A 20,943-nucleotide genomic window follows, 5' to 3' on the forward strand; every position below is an offset into this window, starting at 1 on the left:
CTATTTACCTGTGACAAACTTCAATATACGGACAAGTTCGGCAAACATCGACATCTTCAACCTGACGAAATGGAATCTCAGGGTTAAAGATCTCCTCTAAAAGATCTGTAAATCCATCCAGAAATTCTTGTTTGTATGCCAAATAACTGCCCACCGGAACCCCTTTGCTTCTGCCCTCTTTTTGTTCAAGAACGCAGGCAAAGTTTGAATTGAAAATTGACTTTAAGCCATATACATTCGGTGATATGGCCAGATCATCACCATGTTTCATATCGTAAAACAAGCAATACAAAAAGGTTTGAAAAGCCGCCTTATTTCGTTTCTTATTCTCAGAATCGAAGAGCGATTCAACATCTTTAAAAACCAGCTCAGCTGCTCCCGTTTTGTAATCAATCACACGAATGGTATTGTCTACCTGATCGACTCTATCGATAATTCCCGCAATATTAACCTTTCTCCCATCTGATTTTAAGGGGATTTGTATGCTGTAAGGCCCTTCAACAGCCAGCATTTTAAAAGGAGCAAACGCCATGTCAACATTCAATAACCTGTCGATAAATTTCATCAGAATATTAAAGATCAATCTGTTTCGGCCACCTATCTCCACTGATTTCTCTTTATCTAAATTAAAATACAGCTCTTTAAAGGCCTCTTCCAGGATTAAAGCCTGCTTCTTTTTATCTTTCCTCAAAGCTTCAAGATCAGCTTTCGTAATAGTTTGATTGATATAGGGCTCATACAGTTTCTCCATAGCCTGGTGAAAAAGATTCCCAAACATGGGCGGATCAATCTCTTCCAAAATGGTATCAGGCTCTTTCATTCCGGCCAGATAGCGGTAATAAAAACGAAGGCTACATCCCATATAGGAGTTAAGTGCCGAAGGCGAAAAACGTCGGTTATTGTCCCCGCAATACGCATTCAGTTGCTGAAGAATTCGTTCATTTTTTGCAATGCTTATGGGTTTGGCATTGGACAGAACAATATCGTATGACGGGTGCTTTTCCTCAACCTGAAAGGCCGATTCGTATTTTAACTGATACAGGAATCGACTCATTTCGCCTGTTCGAATCCCATCGCTTTGTGTACTATATAATAGTTTAATTTCTTCAGGACGCTGAATCAATCGATAAAAATAATAGGCAAAAATCGCATCCTGATGATCGATGGTTGGCATACCAAATCCCTGACGCAAATGGTAAGGCACAAAAGAATTGGAGGTTCCTGTTTTGGGTAATTTTCCCTCGTTCATCGACAGAATAATTATTTTCTTAAAATCGAGCAAACGTGTTTCGAGTATCCCCATTACCTGCAAACCTGCCAGCGGCTCTCCCTCAAAAGGGATGCTCAATGATTGAATCATTTTATCCAGTAAGCGATAAAAAGTATCCAATTTTATCTCAATTTTATGCTCGTTCAAAAGACCTGTCAGACGTTTGATAGCTAAAAACAGATGGTAGATGTATTCCTTCTCAATCTTATCCAATCGCCCCTCGTCTTCTTTATTCAAATCCAGATTTTTATAAATGGCTTGCAATAAATCGAGTAAATACTTCGAAACCTCTTCGACCGAACTTAAGGGCACAAATAATTTTTCCAATACGGGATCACCAACCAATAATTTGCGATCGACATGCACCCAATTGCTCTTTATAATTTGTTGTGACAAACGATCAGCCAACTCCGAATTAATGGCATTCAAATACTGGTGATTCAGTAGTGACAATACCTGCTTGTGATGAAAAACAAAGCCCGATTTTTGTTTTCGTCCCCCTTTTTGCAAATCGATAATCAAACCCAATAAGCTTGCAACCGGCGTGTTTTTTGCCGGATACCCCATGGTGACATTCACATGCTCCACATTCTTAGGAATCGAATTTAAAACGGGCAAAAGCAACTCTTCATCAGCCAATATAATTGCCGTTTCTTCCAAACGGACATCCTTTTGCTCAGCATATGTCTTTAAATAATTATGAGCAAACTTAGCTTGTCCAACTTCCGACGATAAGGAAATAAACTCGATTGGTGCTCGTTCTGCATCAATGTTTTTAAAGGAAATAGCACTCTTGGGAGCCGGGAAACGTTTCAGGTTTTCGCGCATAAACAAACCTGCTTCGTGATAAGGATTGTTCACATAGGATTCATCGTAGTCCCAATAATAATCGGCAAGACCCCTGTCCCTAAGACAAGAAAAAATATCCTTCTCACATTTATTCAAGGCATTGAATCCTGCAAAAATAATTTTCTCATAATCAATCTCAATTTCCTTTTTCTCAAGACGATCAGCAACCAATCGGCTTGCCATTCCTTCATAGGCAAGTCCATTATTTGTCAACTGCTCTCCCAACTTTGAGTAAATTGTGTATAAACTCTCCCAAACCGAAACAAACTGATGCTGGTGTTCCGATAATTTCTCAGGGTTGAAGGTGCTCCAAAAAGAACGGATGGCTTCAATCTGTTCTTCATCCAGATAATCGAATATCGTTTCAATCTCTTTCTCATCTGCTAAATTCTGAAACAGATGTTTGGCGTCCACACGATATTTATCCAAATCATCAAAATCACCCAATATCATTTCGCCCCAATGATAAAACTCATCGAAAGTTTCATTGGTTTTGCATACCGAGCAATAAATTTTATACAAACGACACAATAGAGCCAAATTGTCCTCAATCATCAAAGGTGACCATTTTTTTATCAGCTCATTAATCGTCAAAACCTCCGGCGAAAAGCTTGGTTTAGTCACCAGTTCGTTTAAATATTTTGAGAAAAATAAACCTGCACGTCTGTTTGGAAAGACCAATAAACAATTGGCTAACCGATCGCCATATTGCTCAAATAGTTCTTTTGTGACTTGTTTTAAAAATGTGGACATATATTGAGAATGTGTGTGTTAAAATTCTGACGCGATCAACCGCGTTCCTACTTTTTTTTTATTTTCTTTCTACTTTATCCTTTAACCTTGTGATTTACATTATTTGCTGTAATCGAAAACCCAATCGATCTCTTTCGATTCTGACATACCGTTGGGATTACAGCCAGGCTCGCCCTCAGGAATTTCAACCCCCAGCTTCTTATAATAATCAAGCCAAACCGGATGAAACTTTCCCGTTTTAGGATCCTTAAATGTCATAGGCTTTAACTTGAATATTTCAGAACCATCACCTGAATGTTTAAACATGTCGTAAATCAATTCAGAACAGTAATAGCTTGAATCAGACATTAAATAAATCGAATCGTAAGGCAAGCCGAGTAAACTTTTCCCATAAGTGACAGCTTCACCCATTCTGGCTTGATGGCGTTTTTTTAATCGGGCAACACGAACTTTAGGCATTCTGTCAGCATTCAGACTTCGGGTTAAAAAGCTATCCAAAGACGTTAACTGAACCGCCTCACCAATGGCCTCCAAAACCACTAAATCTTGATTTTCGTCAGGAACTATTATGCCGACATGGGAAAAACTCATTGCTTTTTCTTCGGCCGTCACCTCTTCAATCGCATCAGATAAGGAACTGCCATCCAAATCCTGAAACAAGAGATCTCCCGTTTGCAATTTAAACGTCTCAGAAGCGTTCCGTGATCCGCAAGAAAAAAGAAAAATTGATAAAAAAAGAAAACTAAAACGAGGTATAGTGTTGAATTTCATAGGATCTTTATGGTTAAAAACAGATAGCTTTTAAAACAAGCTCAATCAAAATTAATCAATTCCCATTAGCCATCAAATATTGCGCGATAAACTATGCTTTAAATTAAAAAAAGCACTTACAATTCAATTGATAGAAAACCTCTATGTGCTTATTAAAAAAAAAGATGATTTTTTTATCTTTTAATCCTTTATAAACATTCGGATAAGACCCAATTTTAATACATTTGTTAATGTACAAGCGTTCTAAATTATTTTTTATAATTTAATACATCCGTTCATTAACAGATGAGATGCTCTAAATATTGATGACTGGAAGCTAAAATTCTATCTAGTTTATAGTCTTAGAGTCATCTTCATCCTGTTGATTGAATCAGAACAAAAACAAAACTTGACCCAACAACTTAATAATTTTATGGATAAATTCAGTTTTTTAGGAAATAGCGAAATCGAATTCATCGATGGCTTATACCAATCCTATAAAAAAGACCCCAATTCGGTTGAAGAATCCTGGCAAAAATTTTTCCAGGGCTTTGACTTTGCTTCTGAAAAATTTCCGAGTAAAACTCAAACAGTTGCACCAGGCACTGTTCCTGCTGAATCGATGAGTAAGGAATTCAATGTGATCAACTTGATTCAAGCTTTTCGTCAGCGAGGCCACTTGTTCACAAAAACCAATCCTGTTCGTACACGTCGTAAGTATTTTCCAACTCTTGACATTGAGAACTTCGATCTGTCTCAAGCCGATATGGAAACCGTTTTTCAAGCTGGTAACGAATTAGGTATTGGTCCTTCAAAACTTAAGGATATTCTAGAACATCTTCAAGAAACCTATTGTCGCTCAATAGGTGTTGAATACCTCTACCTACGTACGCCGGATAAAATTAAATGGCTGCAAAACAAGATGGAAACAAGTAAAAACCTGCCTAATTTTACTGATGAGCAACGTAAGCATATTTATTACCATTTGAAATTAGCTGTTGGTTTTGAAAACTTCATTCATAAAAAGTTTGTTGGACAAAAACGTTTCTCTCTTGAGGGAACAGAAACCCTTATTCCGGCTCTTGATGCCTTGATTGAAAAAGGGGCTCAACTCGGCGTGGAGGAGTTTATTTTTGGTATGTCGCATCGAGGCAGACTTAATGTCTTGGCTAATATTCTTGAAAAACCTTATGAAAATATTTTCAAGGAATTTGTTGGTGAAGAATTTGAAGATGATATTGCTCTTGGCGACGTAAAATATCACCTGGGATACGGCAATACGGTTAAAACCGATGATGGCAATGAAGTCAAACTTCATTTAACGCCTAACCCATCTCACCTTGAAACTGTAGGCGCTGTAGTTGAAGGTATTTCACGCTCGAAAATTGACAACGATTATCAGGGGAATGAGAACAAGCTTGTCCCTATTGTTATTCATGGTGATGCTGCCATTGCGGGTCAGGGTATTGTATACGAGACTGTTCAAATGGCTGATCTTCAAGCCTACAAAACCGGCGGAACCATTCATTTGGTTGTAAACAATCAGATTGGTTTTACAACAAACTACCTCGATGCCCGTTCAAGTACCTATTGTACTGACGTGGCGAAGGTCACCCGATGTCCTGTTTTCCATGTCAATGGTGATGATGTTGAAGCTCTGATTTATACCATCACATTAGCCATGGAATACCGTCAGGAATTTAAAACGGATGTTTTCATCGATATTTTGTCATACAGAAAATATGGGCATAACGAAGGTGATGAACCTCGTTTTACTCAACCCCTATTATACGATCAAATTGCTAAGCACAAAAATCCAAGAGATATTTATGGCGACTTCCTAATCAGTAGAGGCATTTACCAAACTGAAAATCTGAAAGAGCTAACAACAGAATTCAATAATCTTCTTAATGAGAAATTTGAACTTTCTAAGCAAATTGAGAAGCTATACATTCAGCCCTTCTTAGAAGAGAATTATAAAGGTATTCGTTATTCTAAGGCGGAAGATTTTCTGGAAACACCTGCCTTTAAAACTGAAAAGAGCAAGCTCCTCCAATTGGCTGATAAAATCACGACTTTACCCGAAGATATTCAATTTTTTAAGAAAGTGGGTAAGTTGATGGCCGATCGTAAGAAAATGATTAAAGAAGATCGTTTGGATTGGGCTATGGGTGAGTTATTGGCTTATGCAAGTTTATTGGACGAAGGACATGGAGTCAGAATTAGTGGTCAGGATTCAGAACGAGGAACCTTTTCTCACCGTCATGCATCATTGACCATACATGATTCGGCTCAAAAGTATTTCCCATTAAAACATATTAGCGAGAAGCAAGCCCCTTGTCATATCTACAATTCACATTTGAGTGAGTATGCTGTGCTTGGGTTTGAATATGGTTATGCATTAGCGCATCCTTCAGGATTAACCATTTGGGAAGCTCAATTTGGCGATTTTCATAATGTGGCGCAAGCCGTAATCGACCAGTACATCAGTGCTGCAGAAGACAAGTGGGGAATTAAAAATGGTTTGGTTCTTTTCTTACCTCATGGCTATGAAGGACAAGGTGCCGAGCATTCCAGCTCAAGAATTGAACGCTTCCTAACTCTTTGCGCCAATAATAATATGCAGGTTATTAACCCAACAACGCCAGCCAATCATTACCATGCTTTGCGTCGTCAGGTTAAACGAGATATCAGAATTCCTTTAATTTGCTTTACACCTAAGAGTTTATTGCGACACCCCGATTGTGTTTCAACACTGGATGATTTGGCCGAAGGTAAATTTCAGGAAGTAATTAATGACACTAATGTGATAGCCGAAGAAGTGAGCCGTGTGGTTTTCTGCTCGGGTAAAATCTATTACGATTTACTAGCAAGGAAAAACGAATTGAACGCTCAGGATGTGGCTTTGGTTCGTATCGAACAGCTTTATCCTTTCCCACAAAAACAAGTTGACGAGGTTTTGGCTAAATATCCTAAAGCTCTTCTGCACCTCTGGGTACAGGAGGAACCTGAAAATATGGGGCCATGGCAGTTTATCAATTACAATATTAAAAATGTAGACCTGGTACCAATAGCAAGACTTGCCAGTGGTAGTCCGGCAACAGGGCTTTCAAAAATTCACAATATCGGACAAAATGAAATCATCCGTAAGGTATTCAGAAGATGCGATTGTGAACGAGAATTGAAATATTGTGGTTTGCAATGTGTGGTTGGAAGTTCAAAAGAAGACATCCACCGTCAACACGAATATTTCCAGGATCAGAAAAGCAAATTACTGATGTAAGAATCACAGTCAAACAATAAAACACAAAAACACCAACAACTAATAATATCAAAAACATGCTTGAAATAAAAATTCCCAGCCCGGGAGAATCCATATCCGAAGTTGAAATTGCCAATTGGTTTGTCGCCGATGGCGATATCGTCGAGAAAGAACAGGAAATTGCTGAAATCGAATCTGACAAAGCGACTCTAACACTTGTTGCTGACGAAGGTGGTAAAATTTCAATTATAGCACAGGAAGGTGATACTGTAGCTGTTGGATCGGTTGCTTGTACCATCGACACCAGCTTTGCAGGATCAGCGGCACCATCTACTCCAAAAGTTGAGGCCAAAGAAGAGGCTCCAAAAAAAGAAGTTGCAACAACTGCGGCCGAGCCTGTCAAAGCTTCAGAAGAGTACAAGGATGTTAAGATTTCTCCGGTAGCTAAAAAACTAATGGAGGAAAACCAGCTTTCAGTTGATGATGTGATTGCCGGACTACAGCGTCTTTCGAAAAAAGATATTGAGCAAGTTGTGGCGAATAAAAATCAGGCGTCTGCTACTTTAGCACAGGAAGAACCTGTCGCTCGCGATATCGATCGTCAAAAAATGAGTAATCTTCGTAAGAAATTAAGTGCTCGTTTGGTTTCGGTGAAGAACGAAACGGCCATGCTAACCACCTTCAACGAGGTGGATATGTCATCCGTGATGCAATTGAGAAAAAAGTATCAAAAACAATTCGTCGAAACACATGACATCAAATTGGGATTCATGTCATTCTTTACAAAGGCTGTGAGTATTGCTTTAAAAGCCCATCCTGCGGTTAATTCTATGATAGATGGTGATGAAATTATCACCCCAAACTATATGGATGTGGCGATGGCTGTTCAAACCCCAAAAGGTTTGATGGTTCCGGTGATCAGAGATACTCAAAATATGAGTCTAGCTGATATCGAAAGAGAATTGATGCGACTAGCCAATAAAGCCCGATCAGGAAAAATCAGTTTGGATGAAATGACTGGAGGTACCTTTACCATTACCAATGGTGGAGTTTTTGGATCACTTTTGAGTACCCCTATCATTAACCCACCTCAATCAGGAATTTTAGGTATGCACAATATTGTAGAACGCCCTGTAGCGATCAATGGCAAAGTTGAGATCCGCCCTATGATGTATATCGCGTTATCCTACGATCACCGAGTGATTGATGGAAAAGACTCTGTTGGTTTCCTTGTCAAAATCAAGGAACTAATCGAAAATCCACATCGTATGATTACCATGGGACAAGATCCTGATAGCTTACTGCTTGGAATTTAAGTTTCTTGAATTAAAATTTAAGAATAATATAAAGGCCGGATTCTCGATTGAGAATCTGGCCTTTGTTATTCACTCAATTCTGATTTGAGGGTCTCACTTTTTAGTGAGGTTCTCAATAAGAAAATGCAAAAGTTAGTCATACCCTGACATTTGCAGCATGTCTATAGTCAGAGCATGACGGTATAAAAAAAACCTGTCAGGATTCGGAATCCTGACAGGTTTAATAAATATGATTATCGTTATTTTTGTTCCATAGACATTCGTTTTTTTAATTCATTTGCAATACGATCATTTTCTTTCTTAAGTTCAATCCTTTCTATCAAATTAATTGGATCAGCCCCATTACTTGCCCAACTAATCTTAAAAACATTAAACTTACATTCTTCAGCATATTCAAGAAGCTTATTTACAAAATATTCGCTGTTTTTATTTGATACTAAAATACCTTTTAGAGCAGATTTAATATTGATATATAAATCTTCATCTGAATAAGCACGTATTCGGTATTCATTCTCCCCCACATAATCTTTATGCTTATGAAAGATATATTTGTCTATCTGTCTGTTTACCTTTTCTAAGCAAGATGTATAATAAGAATCACGAAGATCGTTAGAATCTATTTCAATCTTTTTATTTTTTAGATCATCATAATTTACATACTTAACTTTCTTGTATTTATAGCCTTTATCCAACTGTTTTAATAATTCAGCCTTGGAAAGTATTAGACAAACACCATTATAATTATTGCCATATTGTTCCCACATTCTTGGTTTCATACAACCATAAAACTCTGCTGGTTTATTATTCATTTTTTTGTATCGAATACTCTTTGCATTCATACAAAAACAGACTTGTTTAATCTGCTTCATCTTTTTCTCTATTTCCTTCCCATATTTATCCCAATTGTCATAGGTTTCATTTTCTAAACTTTCAACTTTTATCAGAGTTGGGGTAGTCATATTTTCGATTGGATCATTCGAATTTACCCGATCTGATAAGCGTAACTCTTTTTTGAATAAAATATGTTCGAGTGCTGTTGTTGTTTTGGTGTAATGATAAAGAATATCATCTGATTCAAACTCACTTAATGTATTCATATAAATATTTTTCTTTAAAGTTATGAAAAATATACAAGGCTCGAAAACTTGCATTAAAGACCATCCCCCCCCTTTTCCGATGAATCGGAACGGGTACTCCTCCTGCCCTTCGACTCCGCTCTGGGACCAAGAGGCGAAAGTTTAATCCAAAAGTTTGAGGGTCTCACTCTTTTGTGAGGCTCTCAATAAAACTAGGTTATAGTTATAGTCTGAAATTTACCCCCGAGAATTCGGGGTACTTAGAGTCAGAGCATGACGCAAAAAAGCCCCGACAGGTTTAAAACCTATCGGGGCTAATACTATATTGTGTGGTTTGCTATTAGATCTTAGCGTTTACCATTTCTACGATTTCGTTCTCCAAAGCTACAGCCTTGTCGACAATTGCTTGTCCTTTTGCAATGATATCTGCAGCCCAAGCCTTATCAGTTAAGTCAGCAGCATTGATCTTCACATTCATGAAAGCTCCAATAACACCCGAACGAGCAGCTAATGCACCAACGCCTGCATCAGTTACTGAATTCGGATTTCCAATTTCAGCCATAGCCTTACAAACATCCATACATCCTAGGCAAAGCTCCATAGTTTGAAATGGAACCATAGTCGCAAACTTAGTTGCTTCTTCCATAGCCTCAGTACGTGCCGCTTTTTCAGCATCAGTTCCTTTAGGCAAACGAATGGCATCCATAATTTTGTTGAAAGCATTGGTATCTTCATCAACTAACCAAGTTAGTTTTGTGTGATATGATTTCCCCTTTTCAGCCCAATCAGAAAACTCTTCCCAACGCTCGTCCCATCCTGGTTTGTGAGCCGAAAGGTTAGCTACCATTGAACCCAAAGCAGCACCCATGGCACCCATATAAGCAGAGATAGATCCTCCACCCGGAGCCATCGATTCAGAAGCGGTTTCTTCAACAAAAGCTGTTAAGCTCATATCAACCAATTTCTTTGCACCTTTTTTAGCTTCGTTTTCAAGAATGTATTCAATAATTTTTTTGTCAGGGTCGAATGGATAAAGCTCATCCAGACCTAAAGACTTAACGGCAATCTTGATAATCTCGCGATCAGCAATACCCGTAGAACGCTCTTGCATGCGTAGGTAGTGCTTACCTGCATCCAACATCGCTTTCAAAGGTACAACACCTACCAACTCTGAACCTGTTACGCGGATACCACGAGCCTGAGCCTTAGCACAAACTTCATCGAATGCCTGATGAATTGAAGTTACTGAAATATCAGTCATGTTCATTGAGATCTGAGCAACACCAAATTCTTCGATAAACCAACCAATCGCCTTGGTTGCTTTCAAAGTACCCGGTACCATTACAGGGTTTCCATTCTCATCGTTTACAATCTTACCTGTAGATGGATTACCTTCACGAAGGGTACGTCCACGCTCACGCACATCGAATGCAATGGCATTGGCACGACGAGTTGAAGTGGTATTCAAATTAAAGTTATAAGCCACCAGGAAGTTACGAGCACCAACAGCCGTTACCCCAGATTTAGCTACAGAAAGGGTAAATTCAGATGGTCCAAAATCAGGTTTCCAACGCTCAGTTCCAATACGATCTTTAACTGCTTCGTACTCACCAGCACGACAAGTAGCAAGGTTTTTACGCTCTTCGATACGAGCAGCACTCTCGTAACAGTAAACCGGTATACCAGCTTCTTCACCAATACGCTGAGCCAACTTGTGAGCATACTCAACAGTTTCTTCCATGCTAATGTTCGCAACAGGAACCAAAGGACAAACGTCAGTCGCTCCAAAACGAGGGTGAGCACCAGAGTGTTTGCTCATATCGATCAATTCTGCTGCTTTTTTAACCGCACGAAATGCCGCTTCGCAAACCTCATCAGGTGTACCAACCATTGTAACAACCGTACGGTTAGTCGCTTTACCCGGATCTACATCAATTAGGCTTACACCTTCTACAGATTCAATTTCGTTAGTAATCTGCTTAATAATATTCATGTCGTTCCCTTCAGAGAAATTAGGAACACATTCAATTAATTGTTTCATTATATTGTAATTAGTAATTATCAATGAGTAATTAATGATTAGGGATTATTACTAATCCTCAATTATTAATCGTTAATTATTTAAAGGACTTGTCCATTAAGAATAACGGTATCAACCAAATTGCTACCATAAGCATATGGCATAAACTCAATTGATGGAATTTCTTTAGTAATAAATACATTAGCAATTTTACCGCGTGCAATACTGCCAACCTCATCCTGAACACCCATAGCGTAAGCCGAATTGATAGTTGTTGCATTAATGGCCTCTTCAGGTAACATTTTGTAATTGATACAAGCGAGAGATAAAATAAATTTCATATTGCCCGACGGCGACGAACCTGGATTAAAATCAGAAGCTAAAGCAACCGGCAAACCAGCTTCCATCATCTTTCGTACCGGAGAGCAAACCATGTTTAAGAAAAAAGCAGCACCAGGCAATACGGTTGGCATTGTTTCCGATCCCTTTAATGCTTCGATTTCAGCCTCTCCTACAAATTCAAGATGATCAACCGAAAGAGCATTGTACTTCACTCCTACTTGAATGCCACCAGAATAATCCAGCTCATTGGCATGGATCTTTGGACGCATACCGTGTTTCATACCAGCATTCAAAATACGATCAGTCTCTTCAACCGTAAAGAATCCCTTATCGCAGAACACATCGATATAATCAGCCAAATCTTCAGCAGCCACCAAAGGAATCATTTCGTTGATTACCATATCAACATATTCACCCTGACGACCTCTATAATCAGCAGGTACAGCATGGGCTCCAAGGAAACTCGATTTAATTGTAAGAGGAGTTGTTTCTTTCAATCGCTTGATGACGCGCAACATTTTCAACTCATCTTCAACAGTCAAACCGTATCCTGATTTAATCTCAACAGCACCAGTCCCCAAACTAATAATCTCATGAATACGTTCCATAGCAGATTCATACAATTCATCTTCAGTTGCTTCATGCATACGCTTAGCTGAATTTAAAATTCCACCTCCGCGTTTGGCAATCTCTTCATAAGACAAACCTTTGATCTTATCGGTATACTCAATCTCGCGCGATCCTGCGTAAACCAAATGGGTATGTGAATCGCAGAAAGATGGGAAAACCATACGACCTGTTGCATCAATTTCCTGCATAACATCAGCGCCTTCCATCTCATCAAAATCCGGCATAGCTGACATGCTTCCAAAATCTTCGATTTTACCTTCGTCGATTAATAAAAAGGCATCATCAATACAATTAAGTTTTGCCATATCGGCACCAGCGACCCACCTTCTTGGCTCATCTTCAACCTGAACCAATCTTTTTATATTCTTAATAAGTAATTTCATTCTATATCAATTAATAACTAATGATTATCAATTCATTCACTGTTGTAATGAATTGATAATTGTTAATTTAACTCTTTGCGAAAGTAGAAAAAATGCTAGAATATTACACCTTAATACAATTAAAAATCGCAAGAATGCAAACCTTTTCGAAAACATACAAAACCTAATTCATTATATAAATAATATTGACCGTATTCTATGGAATGTTCTTATTTTTACGGTTCGAAATTTGAAGATCTGGGTTTAGAAAACGAAGCTCTTTCTGATAAGTCTCGAGACTAATACCTCAAACTAAAAAAATATGTTTAAGAAAGTACCTCACACTTACGTTATTGTATTTGCAATCGTGATTCTATCGGCCATTTTAACCTGGATTATTCCAGGAGGCGAATATGATCGAACCGTTGTAAATGTTAACGGCACCGACCGTTCTGTCATTGTTCAAGACTCCTATCATCAAGTGGAAAATAGTGGTCAAAGCTGGGAAGTTTTTGCTTCATTTTTCAAAGGCTTTGTTGATAAGGCCGATATCATCATGTTTATTTTAATCATTGGTGGTGCCTTTTGGATTATGAATGCCAGTAAATCGATTGATGTGGGGATTTATTCCTTTCTGGAGTTTACCAAAAAGCTCGAGAAGAATAAGTTTATTCGGAAAATAGGCGTCAACAACATTATTCTGACACTTATCATGCTCATCTTCTCCATCTTTGGAGCAACCTTCGGCATGAGCGAAGAAACCATTGCCTTCACCATTATATTTGTACCCATGGCCATCAAAATGGGATACGATTCGATTGTAGGAGTTGCCATTTGTTTTGTGGCTGCAGGACTAGGTTTTGCAGGAGCACTCCTAAATCCTTTTACGATTGGTATTGCACAAGGCTTATCAAACCTCCCTCTATTCTCTGGTATTGAATACCGCTTGTTCTGCTGGTTTGTGATTAATATTATCGGTTTCACTTTCATCCTGCGTTATGCAGCTAAGGTTCGTAAAACACCCGAAAAATCATTGGTTTACACCGATGATAACTACTGGAGAAAACACCATAGTTCTGATGTTGAAAACATTGAATTCTACACCCCGGTTTCAGCTTGGGTAACTTATATCATTATATTGGCTGCAATGATTGGTTTCTCATTTTATTACCCACAAAGCACATTGAGAATAGGTAATTCCGAAACGACAACTTACATACTACCAATTGTAACTGCATTATTTGCATTATTGGGATTCCTGTCATTGCGTAAATCGGTCCATTTCTTTATTCTGAACCTTCTCCTCTTCACAATCATTTTTCTGATTGTAGGTGTTATGGGGTACGGTTGGTACATTATGGAAATTGCAACCTTGTTCTTTGCAATGGGTATTTTCTCTGGTATCGCTTATAATAAATCGGCAAACGATATTACCAAACTGTTCCTTGAAGGTGTTAGCGATATTCTATCCGCTGCACTAATCGTTGGTTTAGCTGGTGGTATTCTGATTGTTTTGGAAGAAGGTCAAATCATTGATTCTATTCTGTTCTATATCTCAAAATCAATGAACGATTTTGGTAAGATTGCATCAGTTGGTATGATGTACGTTATTCAGAATGTGATCAATATAATTATTCCTTCAGGATCAGCCAAAGCTGCCTTAACCATGCCAATGATGTCACAATTTTCAGACCTGATTGGTGTATCGCGTCAGGCAACTGTGATGGCTTTCCAATTTGGTGATGGGTTTACCAATATGATTACACCAACATCAGGTGTATTAATTGGTGTGCTTGGTGTAGCTAAAATCCCTTACGACAAATGGGTAAAATGGATCGGAGGTTTTATGGCTATCCTTATCCTTTTAGGATTCCTTCTACTTATTCCTACGGTAACCATGGAACTGAATGGGTTTTAACTCTAAAAAAATAATATAAAAAGACCGCTTCAAACAATGGTTGAAGCGGTCTCATTTTTTTGCTCTTAACTTAAAATCTAACTAAATTAATTCCTTGTAAACACGAAATTATAGGTACCAAATGAACCTTCATCAACTGTAATTTTAAATTGCATTTCGAAAGATCCATCACAAGATTTGAACAAACCTCCACCTGGGCCATAATAATAGTTCGTATAGGATCCCCAAGGTGCTGTTGGACCTAAAACCGATGTAACAACACCAACTTTAAATGAATTAGGGTCAATATTCAGCTCTAACTTATTATCATTCGCGTCACCACCTTCCATTTCAAAAATACCGGTTACAAATATCTTATATGGATCATCTGGATCTGCAGTAAAAGTCACATCACCAACAACTTCCCAATCTTCTGAAACAACATGATAACTACCTACTGCCATTGCAGGATCGTACTCACATGTTACAAACACATTTAAAGCTGCAGTTGAACGAGATGAAGCTCCATTAGAGGTGGTTACAACATGAAAAAGAAATGAATCATCAATTGCAACATCACTCGCATTGATGCCAAGAATTGAAATTACATCCAGAGCTTCCAGTGTTACAGTTGTCGGAAATGTCGTTATTTCCTGAACAACAGCATTCTTACCTTTGTAGGTCACTTGAACTTCAGCCGCATCAACAGTCATCCCTTCAGGTAAGTCTACAACAAACTGCACATAAGAATTTGCTAAATCAGAAGTATAAAATGCAGGATTTACATCTGTAATTACTGGAATTACAGCAACCCCTCTTGATCCAACCAAATTCTTATTGGTATCGTCACATGCTACAAAAATCAGTGCAAATACGACAATCAGACTATATAATTTGTTTATTTTCATTGTTCTTATTTTTAAATTATAAAATATGAATTATCGTGAACCACCTGCCCACCATACATTTTCAGTATAAACATATGATCCGTCACCATAAGCTTCTCTAACATTTACATTAGTCGTAACATCCTCAGATCCATAAGTAAATCGCAATGGAAATTTTGTCGAATTCAATGGATTATCCAACTGAATAAAGTTATTTCCCATAGCTCGCAGTCTACGAATATCATTATATGCCTCAAAAGCTTCTTCTTCAAAAAATGCTAAATATTTCTGAACCATAATTTCCTTTAAAGTTGTTGCCTGATCTAATAAAACAGGTTCAACTTCATTAGTATAATAATCCATAGCATCAGCTTCTGAAATATCAATGTTCGACTTAGCAAAAGCAGCAACAATTCCTGCCTCTAAGGCAATTTTAGCATTTACCAAATCATTCTTTCTGGCATATGCCTCTGCTTTTAAAAACTCAATTTCATGATAACTCATAAGGTAAGTTGGCGCTGTAATAGAACTAATTGCAGAAATACCATATTTCCCTTGCTCCTGACTAGGGGCCCCATTGGGCGCAAACTCCAAAGTTCCGCCTTCATCGTAAGCCTTGAAGAAAATAGCATCTCGAGGATCATTTCTTGCGGTTAATTTATTATGCAAACTTGTGCTCGCACCAAAATAATCCCGATCTAAAAAGAATTGCTGAAACGGACTTTTTGAAGAGGTCCCATTGTAATCAAATTGACATTGCTCAGAAGCATCAGCAAATGAGTTATTGGCAAACGTAATGACATCATCATAATTGGGTGATCTCATTGACAACCTCATTGTATATCTTGCCTTTAATCCATAAGCGAACTTGATCCAATTACCTATACTAGCCTCATCACCTCCATAAATAAAATCTTGATTTTCCAAATATGGAAATGTGGATTCTTTTCCAAGATTAGCTATAGCATCATCCAAAAAAGTAAAAATATCAGCATATATAGCTTCTTGTTTATCTACAACGGGTGTAAAAATTACACCGGGCTGTAGAGCTTCAGTCCATGGGACATCGCCCATTGCATCAGTTAAGATTGCTAAATTATAAGCTGATAAAATTTGGGCAATACCTAAAGTATAGAAATTTCCTTCTTCAGATCCTCCTTCTGAACATTTTTCAATGATGTCTTTAAGATTTAGTAGATTCTGATAGATAGAGTTCCATGAGTTATTATAAGTCGTACTACTAGTTGGTTCATTCGATCTAATTTCAGCATTGTACATTTGGTTAAAAGAACCAACATTATGCTCAATATAAACCGATGAATAAAAAGCAATATCACTGCCAGTTACACTGAAAGCTGAATTGGTCATCACGTCTGTGATGATCAAATTTGAAGCCACATTTGCAGGATCGTTAACATTCTTGTTAATATTATCCATCAGATCTTCAGAACAAGAACTTAAAGTAATTGCAAATAAGACAATCGCAATATTATAAATATTTTTTTTCATATTGTTCATAAATTAATGGTTAGAATTTAACATCAACGCTGAATCCAAAACTTGTGGTTTGAGGCAATGAAAAACGCTCAAATCCCCCAGCCATATTATTATTTCCCTGAGAAGATTCCGGGTCGAAGTTATCCAACTCAGTCCAGAGCAAGATATTCCGGACAAATCCTGTTAATGTTACATCAACTTTAGGAATAATAGTTTTAGGGAAGTTGTATTTCAATGATAGTTCTCTGAGCTTGATAAAAGAATTCCCATGGATGTAGTATTCATCAATATTTGTCAAAACGTCAGAAAAAAGAACTTGAGTTGCATTAGGATCACCTGGGCCACCTCGGGCAATATCATTTTTAGATCCATCGGCTTTATAGCCATCAAAAATAAAAGTAGATTCACGATCTTCTGTTCTCTTGGACATTCCATACAAGTCTAACAAACCATTAGAACCTGAATACATTTGTCCTCCTTCTTTCCATTCAAAAGTTGCCCCTAATGACCAATTTTTGTAAATGAAATTAGTTGAAGCCCCCACAATAAAATCAGGAGATATAGATCCAATTACACCAGGTTCGCCTGACATCGGCATTCCATAATCTGAGGCATTGGGATCTTCATTAACTAAAATCTGTCCTAACTCATTCTTTTTATACTGAGATCCATAAATTACAGGATAAGTATCACCAATACCTGCTCTAACTTGTGGTGTTGTAAAACCTCCTAAAAAGATACTCTCAACACCAGGAGCTAATTTATCAACCACATTATCGATCTTCGAATAATTAATATTAATATCCCAGGTAAAATCAGAGGTCACAATTGGAGTTAGGTACAAAACAACCTCGTGTCCGTTTGTATGAACCTCACCACCATTAGCAGTCAGGCTATTAGCACCGGTTGAGCCGGCCAAAGGAATATCAAAAATCTGATCTTTAACATTCTGCCTTGAGTAAGTATAATCAACTCCAAAACGATTATTTACAAATTTAAGATTGACTCCCACTTCATAAGATTTAGTATTTTGAGGCTTTAGGTTTGGATCATACAGACCATTATTAGGTATATAGGAATTAACACCATCTAATGGATAAGTGATTGGTTCGTCTGTCCAAAATCCACCACCATAATTTGGTTTTGTATAGTAATTCTCTAAAAAAGTTCCTGCTTGACCAACCTCTGCATAAGATCCTCTGATTTTAGCAAAAGTTATCCAATTTAAGCTCTTAATAGATTCAAGTTCTGAAGCTACAAATCCAAGTGATACAGATGGGTAAAAGAATGAACGATTATTTCTTGGCATAGAAGAAGCCACATCATTTCTTCCTGTCATATTGAGGAATATCATATTTTTCCATGATAAAGATAAACTTCCAAATAAACCGAAAGTTCGATCCTTGTTTTGAGCTTCAGATGCAGTCACTGTATTAGCATTATTAATATGATTCCATCCACCAAAATTAAACTCCTGACCAAATTGTTCATAAGTCTTTGTTTCGTTATGATTCAACTCATTACCTAATATTGCAGTAAACTGAAGATCCTCATTAATTTTCCAATCAAAACTAGCAGTTACAAGTGAGTTATAAGTTTGATCGGTTACTCCGTAATTTTCTATAGAACCTGACTTCCCCTTACTTCCAAAACCAAAGATATCCTGGTAATGTGTTGTATAGGTATCAATACCTAATTGATATTTAATTCTCAAATCTAAGTCAGCACTTAATGCTTTTTCAAAGGTTACATAGGCATTACCAAAAAAACGATCTGTTTTCTCATTAAAAGTATTGTTATGTGCTAACCAGTATGGGTTATCAAAAGTTAATGAGCGATAGTAAATCTGGCTATAAGGATCACCAACTACATGATAAGGATATCCTTTAAGATTATAACTACTAGGCGCTGACAATACCCCCGCCAATGATGCATCATTGGCACCTGATAACTTATCCACCTCTGTTTTGGCATAATTTGCTGAAAATCCTACCGTAAAGTTTTCATTAAGCTTACTTTCTGCAGCTGCTTTGGCATTCCAACGTTCCATTCCTGTACTCAAAGCAATACCCTCCTGATCTGTATATCCAATACCAATAGAGAAATTACCTTTTTCTGTGGCTTGGCTGACATTAATTCCGGTAGTAGAAGTATAACCTGTCTCGTAATAATCATCCCAATTGTTAAAAACCTTAGGAGTTACCCATGGATCCAAACCACCATCCTCTAATTGAGGAACTTTATACATGCCTTCATGTCCATTTCCATTCCCACCATAAGTCGGATCATTTGGAAGTTCTGTAATTTTAGCTCCCCACGACAGTGAGGTTGTTGGTCCATAAACACCAGCATTACCTTGTGACCAAACTTTTTGATAATCGGGTGTTCTTGATACAATATCAAAACTTGTCGTTTGATTTAATGAAATAACAGGTTTCCCTTTTTTACCACCTTTACCACTTTTAGTTGTTATAATTACAACTCCATTAGAAGCTCGAAGTCCGTATAAGGCAGCAGCAGCTTGCCCTTTAAGTACATTGATGCTTTCAATATCATTAGGGTTCAGATCCAATGCTCTATTGGAAATATCAGCACCTGTAACACTGTTTCCAGTACTAAAAGCTGCAGTACTTGCAATAGGCATTCCATCCACCACATACAATGGCGTATTATTACCCGTAAATGAACGTGACCCACGAATTACAATTTGTGAAGAAGCACCAGGCATACCACTGGATAATTTAATATCAATACCTGAAACCTTTCCCTGAAGTGCTTTAGCTAAATCCGGGGTCCCTGTTTTAGTTAACTCATCAGATTTAACCTCCTGTACAGAATATCCCAGAGCTTTTTTAGATCTTTTAATACCTAGAGCAGTTACAATAACTTCATCTACTCCAATAGATTCTGTTACCATAACAACATTAATAACAGTTTTGTTTCCAATGGGGATTTCTTGGGAAACCATTCCTACAAAACTAAATAGCAAAACATCTGATGCCTTTGCTTCCAGAATATACTTTCCATCAATATCGGTACTAGCACCTACTGTTGTTCCTTTAATAACAACAGACACTCCAGGCATTCCCATGCCATCATCAGCACTTGTAACCGTACCAGTAATTTGCTTTGTTTGTGCATTAACAATTAGAGATGTTAACATGAAAACACAAACAATTAAGGTAAGTTTTTTCATAGATTAAATTTTTAGTTAATTAAAAACTTGTGGTCAACAAAGAGATAATTTAACTAATAAATTCATCTTTTAAAAATATTTAACACTTAACAAAATGCTGATAATCTGGATATTACACACCCAAAAACCGTATTATTGACAATCAATAATGAATTATGAAATATTTAAAAAATAACATAATTTAACTTTACAGAGAAACAATCACAAACAGAACTAAAGATGCATATATCTCTAATTCATGTATAAAACCCTAACTATATGGATATTTCATTCCAAGCTATTAATCAGATAGATATGAACATATTGATTTCAATATAAAAAATAAATAAAATTCAATTATGCTTACCTAATAAACCCGAAAAAATTCAAAAATATTTATTCCATTCTCTGATAAAAAAATGAAAAATCAATCAAAAAACAGATTAAAAAACATTGATTTCTATATTTAGCAGGATCTAATACACGCTCGAATCATGAGCTAACAACTACCAAATCAAACATATACTCACCACATCTTAAGTGAATATTTGATAATAATTACATTAAAATAATTTAAAGTCAGATAAGCTATATGCTTAAAAAGAAAGACTAAACTTGATATCAAAAAAACAGGATATTCATCATTGAACATCCTGTTTCTTTATTTTATAAAATAGGTTTTAGATTTCAGAGATTGCATCAACGGGACACACCTCGGCGCAAGCTGCACAATCAATACAATCATCTGCATTGACTAAAAATATATCTCCTGCTGAAATCGCATCAACGGGACATTCATTCATACAGGAACCACAAGCAATACATTCATCCGAAATAAAATAAGTCATAGTAAAAAC

General features: G+C 37.2%; 12 protein-coding genes. 3 read left to right on the plus strand and 9 right to left on the minus strand.

All coding sequences use genetic code 11. The features are described from left to right. Positions 1 to 4 precede the first annotated feature (4 nt). Together EO244_RS10285 and EO244_RS10290 are read right to left on the minus strand one after the other, a co-directional pair. Complete coding sequence (locus tag EO244_RS10285) at positions 5 to 2,872, minus strand: PD-(D/E)XK nuclease family protein (RefSeq protein WP_129254590.1); 2,868 nt, start codon at positions 2,870 to 2,872, stop codon at positions 5 to 7. 99 nt (positions 2,873 to 2,971) lie between these two features. After that, positions 2,972 to 3,643: a YiiX/YebB-like N1pC/P60 family cysteine hydrolase gene (locus EO244_RS10290; protein WP_129254591.1), complete on the minus strand. Its 672-nt coding sequence runs from the start codon at positions 3,641 to 3,643 to the stop codon at positions 2,972 to 2,974. Between the two features lie 412 nt (positions 3,644 to 4,055). Between EO244_RS10290 and EO244_RS10295 the strand changes: the two genes are divergently transcribed. Together EO244_RS10295 and odhB are read left to right on the plus strand one after the other, a co-directional pair. Next, positions 4,056 to 6,905 carry a 2-oxoglutarate dehydrogenase E1 component gene (locus tag EO244_RS10295; RefSeq protein WP_129254592.1) on the plus strand — a complete coding sequence of 950 codons (2,850 nt, stop codon included), beginning with the start codon at positions 4,056 to 4,058 and terminating at the stop codon, positions 6,903 to 6,905. A 56-nt stretch (positions 6,906 to 6,961) separates the two neighbouring features. Continuing rightward, on the plus strand, positions 6,962 to 8,200 hold the full coding sequence (odhB, locus tag EO244_RS10300) for a 2-oxoglutarate dehydrogenase complex dihydrolipoyllysine-residue succinyltransferase (RefSeq protein ID WP_129254593.1): 1,239 nt from the start codon (positions 6,962 to 6,964) through the stop codon (positions 8,198 to 8,200). A gap of 239 nt (positions 8,201 to 8,439) precedes the next feature. Here the strand turns inward: odhB and EO244_RS10305 are convergent, their stop codons facing one another. The 3 genes from EO244_RS10305 to hutI form a co-directional block, all read right to left on the minus strand. Further along, positions 8,440 to 9,297 (minus strand): DUF2971 domain-containing protein, encoded by an 858-nt coding sequence (locus tag EO244_RS10305; protein ID WP_164977465.1) that lies wholly within the window; start codon positions 9,295 to 9,297, stop codon positions 8,440 to 8,442. Positions 9,298 to 9,616: 319 nt separating this feature from the next. Further along, complete coding sequence (ftcD, locus tag EO244_RS10310; protein WP_129254595.1) at positions 9,617 to 11,317, minus strand: glutamate formimidoyltransferase; 1,701 nt, start codon at positions 11,315 to 11,317, stop codon at positions 9,617 to 9,619. Positions 11,318 to 11,397: 80 nt separating this feature from the next. Then, a complete protein-coding gene (gene hutI, locus EO244_RS10315) occupies positions 11,398 to 12,651 on the minus strand; it encodes an imidazolonepropionase (RefSeq protein WP_129254596.1) in 1,254 nt (417 codons plus the stop codon). 301 nt (positions 12,652 to 12,952) lie between these two features. On the opposite strand from hutI, the gene EO244_RS10320 reads away from it, so the two are divergent. Beyond that, positions 12,953 to 14,548, plus strand: coding sequence for a YfcC family protein (locus EO244_RS10320; RefSeq protein WP_129254597.1), 1,596 nt, complete (start codon positions 12,953 to 12,955; stop codon positions 14,546 to 14,548). A gap of 86 nt (positions 14,549 to 14,634) precedes the next feature. Here EO244_RS10320 and EO244_RS10325 read toward each other — a convergent pair whose 3' ends face one another. The 4 genes from EO244_RS10325 to EO244_RS10340 form a co-directional block, all read right to left on the minus strand. Next, positions 14,635 to 15,435, minus strand: a complete 801-nt coding sequence (locus EO244_RS10325; protein ID WP_129254598.1) for a hypothetical protein — start codon at positions 15,433 to 15,435, stop codon at positions 14,635 to 14,637. Positions 15,436 to 15,465: 30 nt separating this feature from the next. After that, positions 15,466 to 16,923, minus strand: coding sequence for a SusD/RagB family nutrient-binding outer membrane lipoprotein (locus EO244_RS10330; RefSeq protein WP_129254599.1), 1,458 nt, complete (start codon positions 16,921 to 16,923; stop codon positions 15,466 to 15,468). A gap of 19 nt (positions 16,924 to 16,942) precedes the next feature. Next, positions 16,943 to 20,107 (minus strand): SusC/RagA family TonB-linked outer membrane protein, encoded by a 3,165-nt coding sequence (locus EO244_RS10335; protein ID WP_129254600.1) that lies wholly within the window; start codon positions 20,105 to 20,107, stop codon positions 16,943 to 16,945. 659 nt (positions 20,108 to 20,766) lie between these two features. Beyond that, positions 20,767 to 20,934 carry a DUF362 domain-containing protein gene (locus EO244_RS10340; protein ID WP_129254601.1) on the minus strand — a complete coding sequence of 56 codons (168 nt, stop codon included), beginning with the start codon at positions 20,932 to 20,934 and terminating at the stop codon, positions 20,767 to 20,769. Between the last annotated feature and the right edge of the window lie 9 nt (positions 20,935 to 20,943).

It is taken from the genome of Ancylomarina salipaludis, from assembly GCF_004122035.1.
GTDB classification, from domain to species: Bacteria; Bacteroidota; Bacteroidia; order Bacteroidales; family Marinifilaceae; genus Ancylomarina; species Ancylomarina salipaludis.

Bases quoted from the DNA above. Each gene is read 5' to 3' on its own strand.
- EO244_RS10285 (WP_129254590.1), bottom strand. From the start codon at position 2,872: ATGTCCACATTTTTAAAACAAGTCACAAAAGAACTATTTGAGCAATAT.
- EO244_RS10290 (WP_129254591.1), bottom strand. From the start codon at position 3,643: ATGAAATTCAACACTATACCTCGTTTTAGTTTTCTTTTTTTATCAATT.
- EO244_RS10295 (WP_129254592.1), top strand. From the start codon at position 4,056: ATGGATAAATTCAGTTTTTTAGGAAATAGCGAAATCGAATTCATCGAT.
- odhB (WP_129254593.1), top strand. From the start codon at position 6,962: ATGCTTGAAATAAAAATTCCCAGCCCGGGAGAATCCATATCCGAAGTT.
- EO244_RS10305 (WP_164977465.1), bottom strand. From the start codon at position 9,297: ATGAATACATTAAGTGAGTTTGAATCAGATGATATTCTTTATCATTAC.
- ftcD (WP_129254595.1), bottom strand. From the start codon at position 11,317: ATGAAACAATTAATTGAATGTGTTCCTAATTTCTCTGAAGGGAACGAC.
- hutI (WP_129254596.1), bottom strand. From the start codon at position 12,651: ATGAAATTACTTATTAAGAATATAAAAAGATTGGTTCAGGTTGAAGAT.
- EO244_RS10320 (WP_129254597.1), top strand. From the start codon at position 12,953: ATGTTTAAGAAAGTACCTCACACTTACGTTATTGTATTTGCAATCGTG.
- EO244_RS10325 (WP_129254598.1), bottom strand. From the start codon at position 15,435: ATGAAAATAAACAAATTATATAGTCTGATTGTCGTATTTGCACTGATT.
- EO244_RS10330 (WP_129254599.1), bottom strand. From the start codon at position 16,923: ATGAAAAAAAATATTTATAATATTGCGATTGTCTTATTTGCAATTACT.
- EO244_RS10335 (WP_129254600.1), bottom strand. From the start codon at position 20,107: ATGAAAAAACTTACCTTAATTGTTTGTGTTTTCATGTTAACATCTCTA.
- EO244_RS10340 (WP_129254601.1), bottom strand. From the start codon at position 20,934: ATGACTTATTTTATTTCGGATGAATGTATTGCTTGTGGTTCCTGTATG.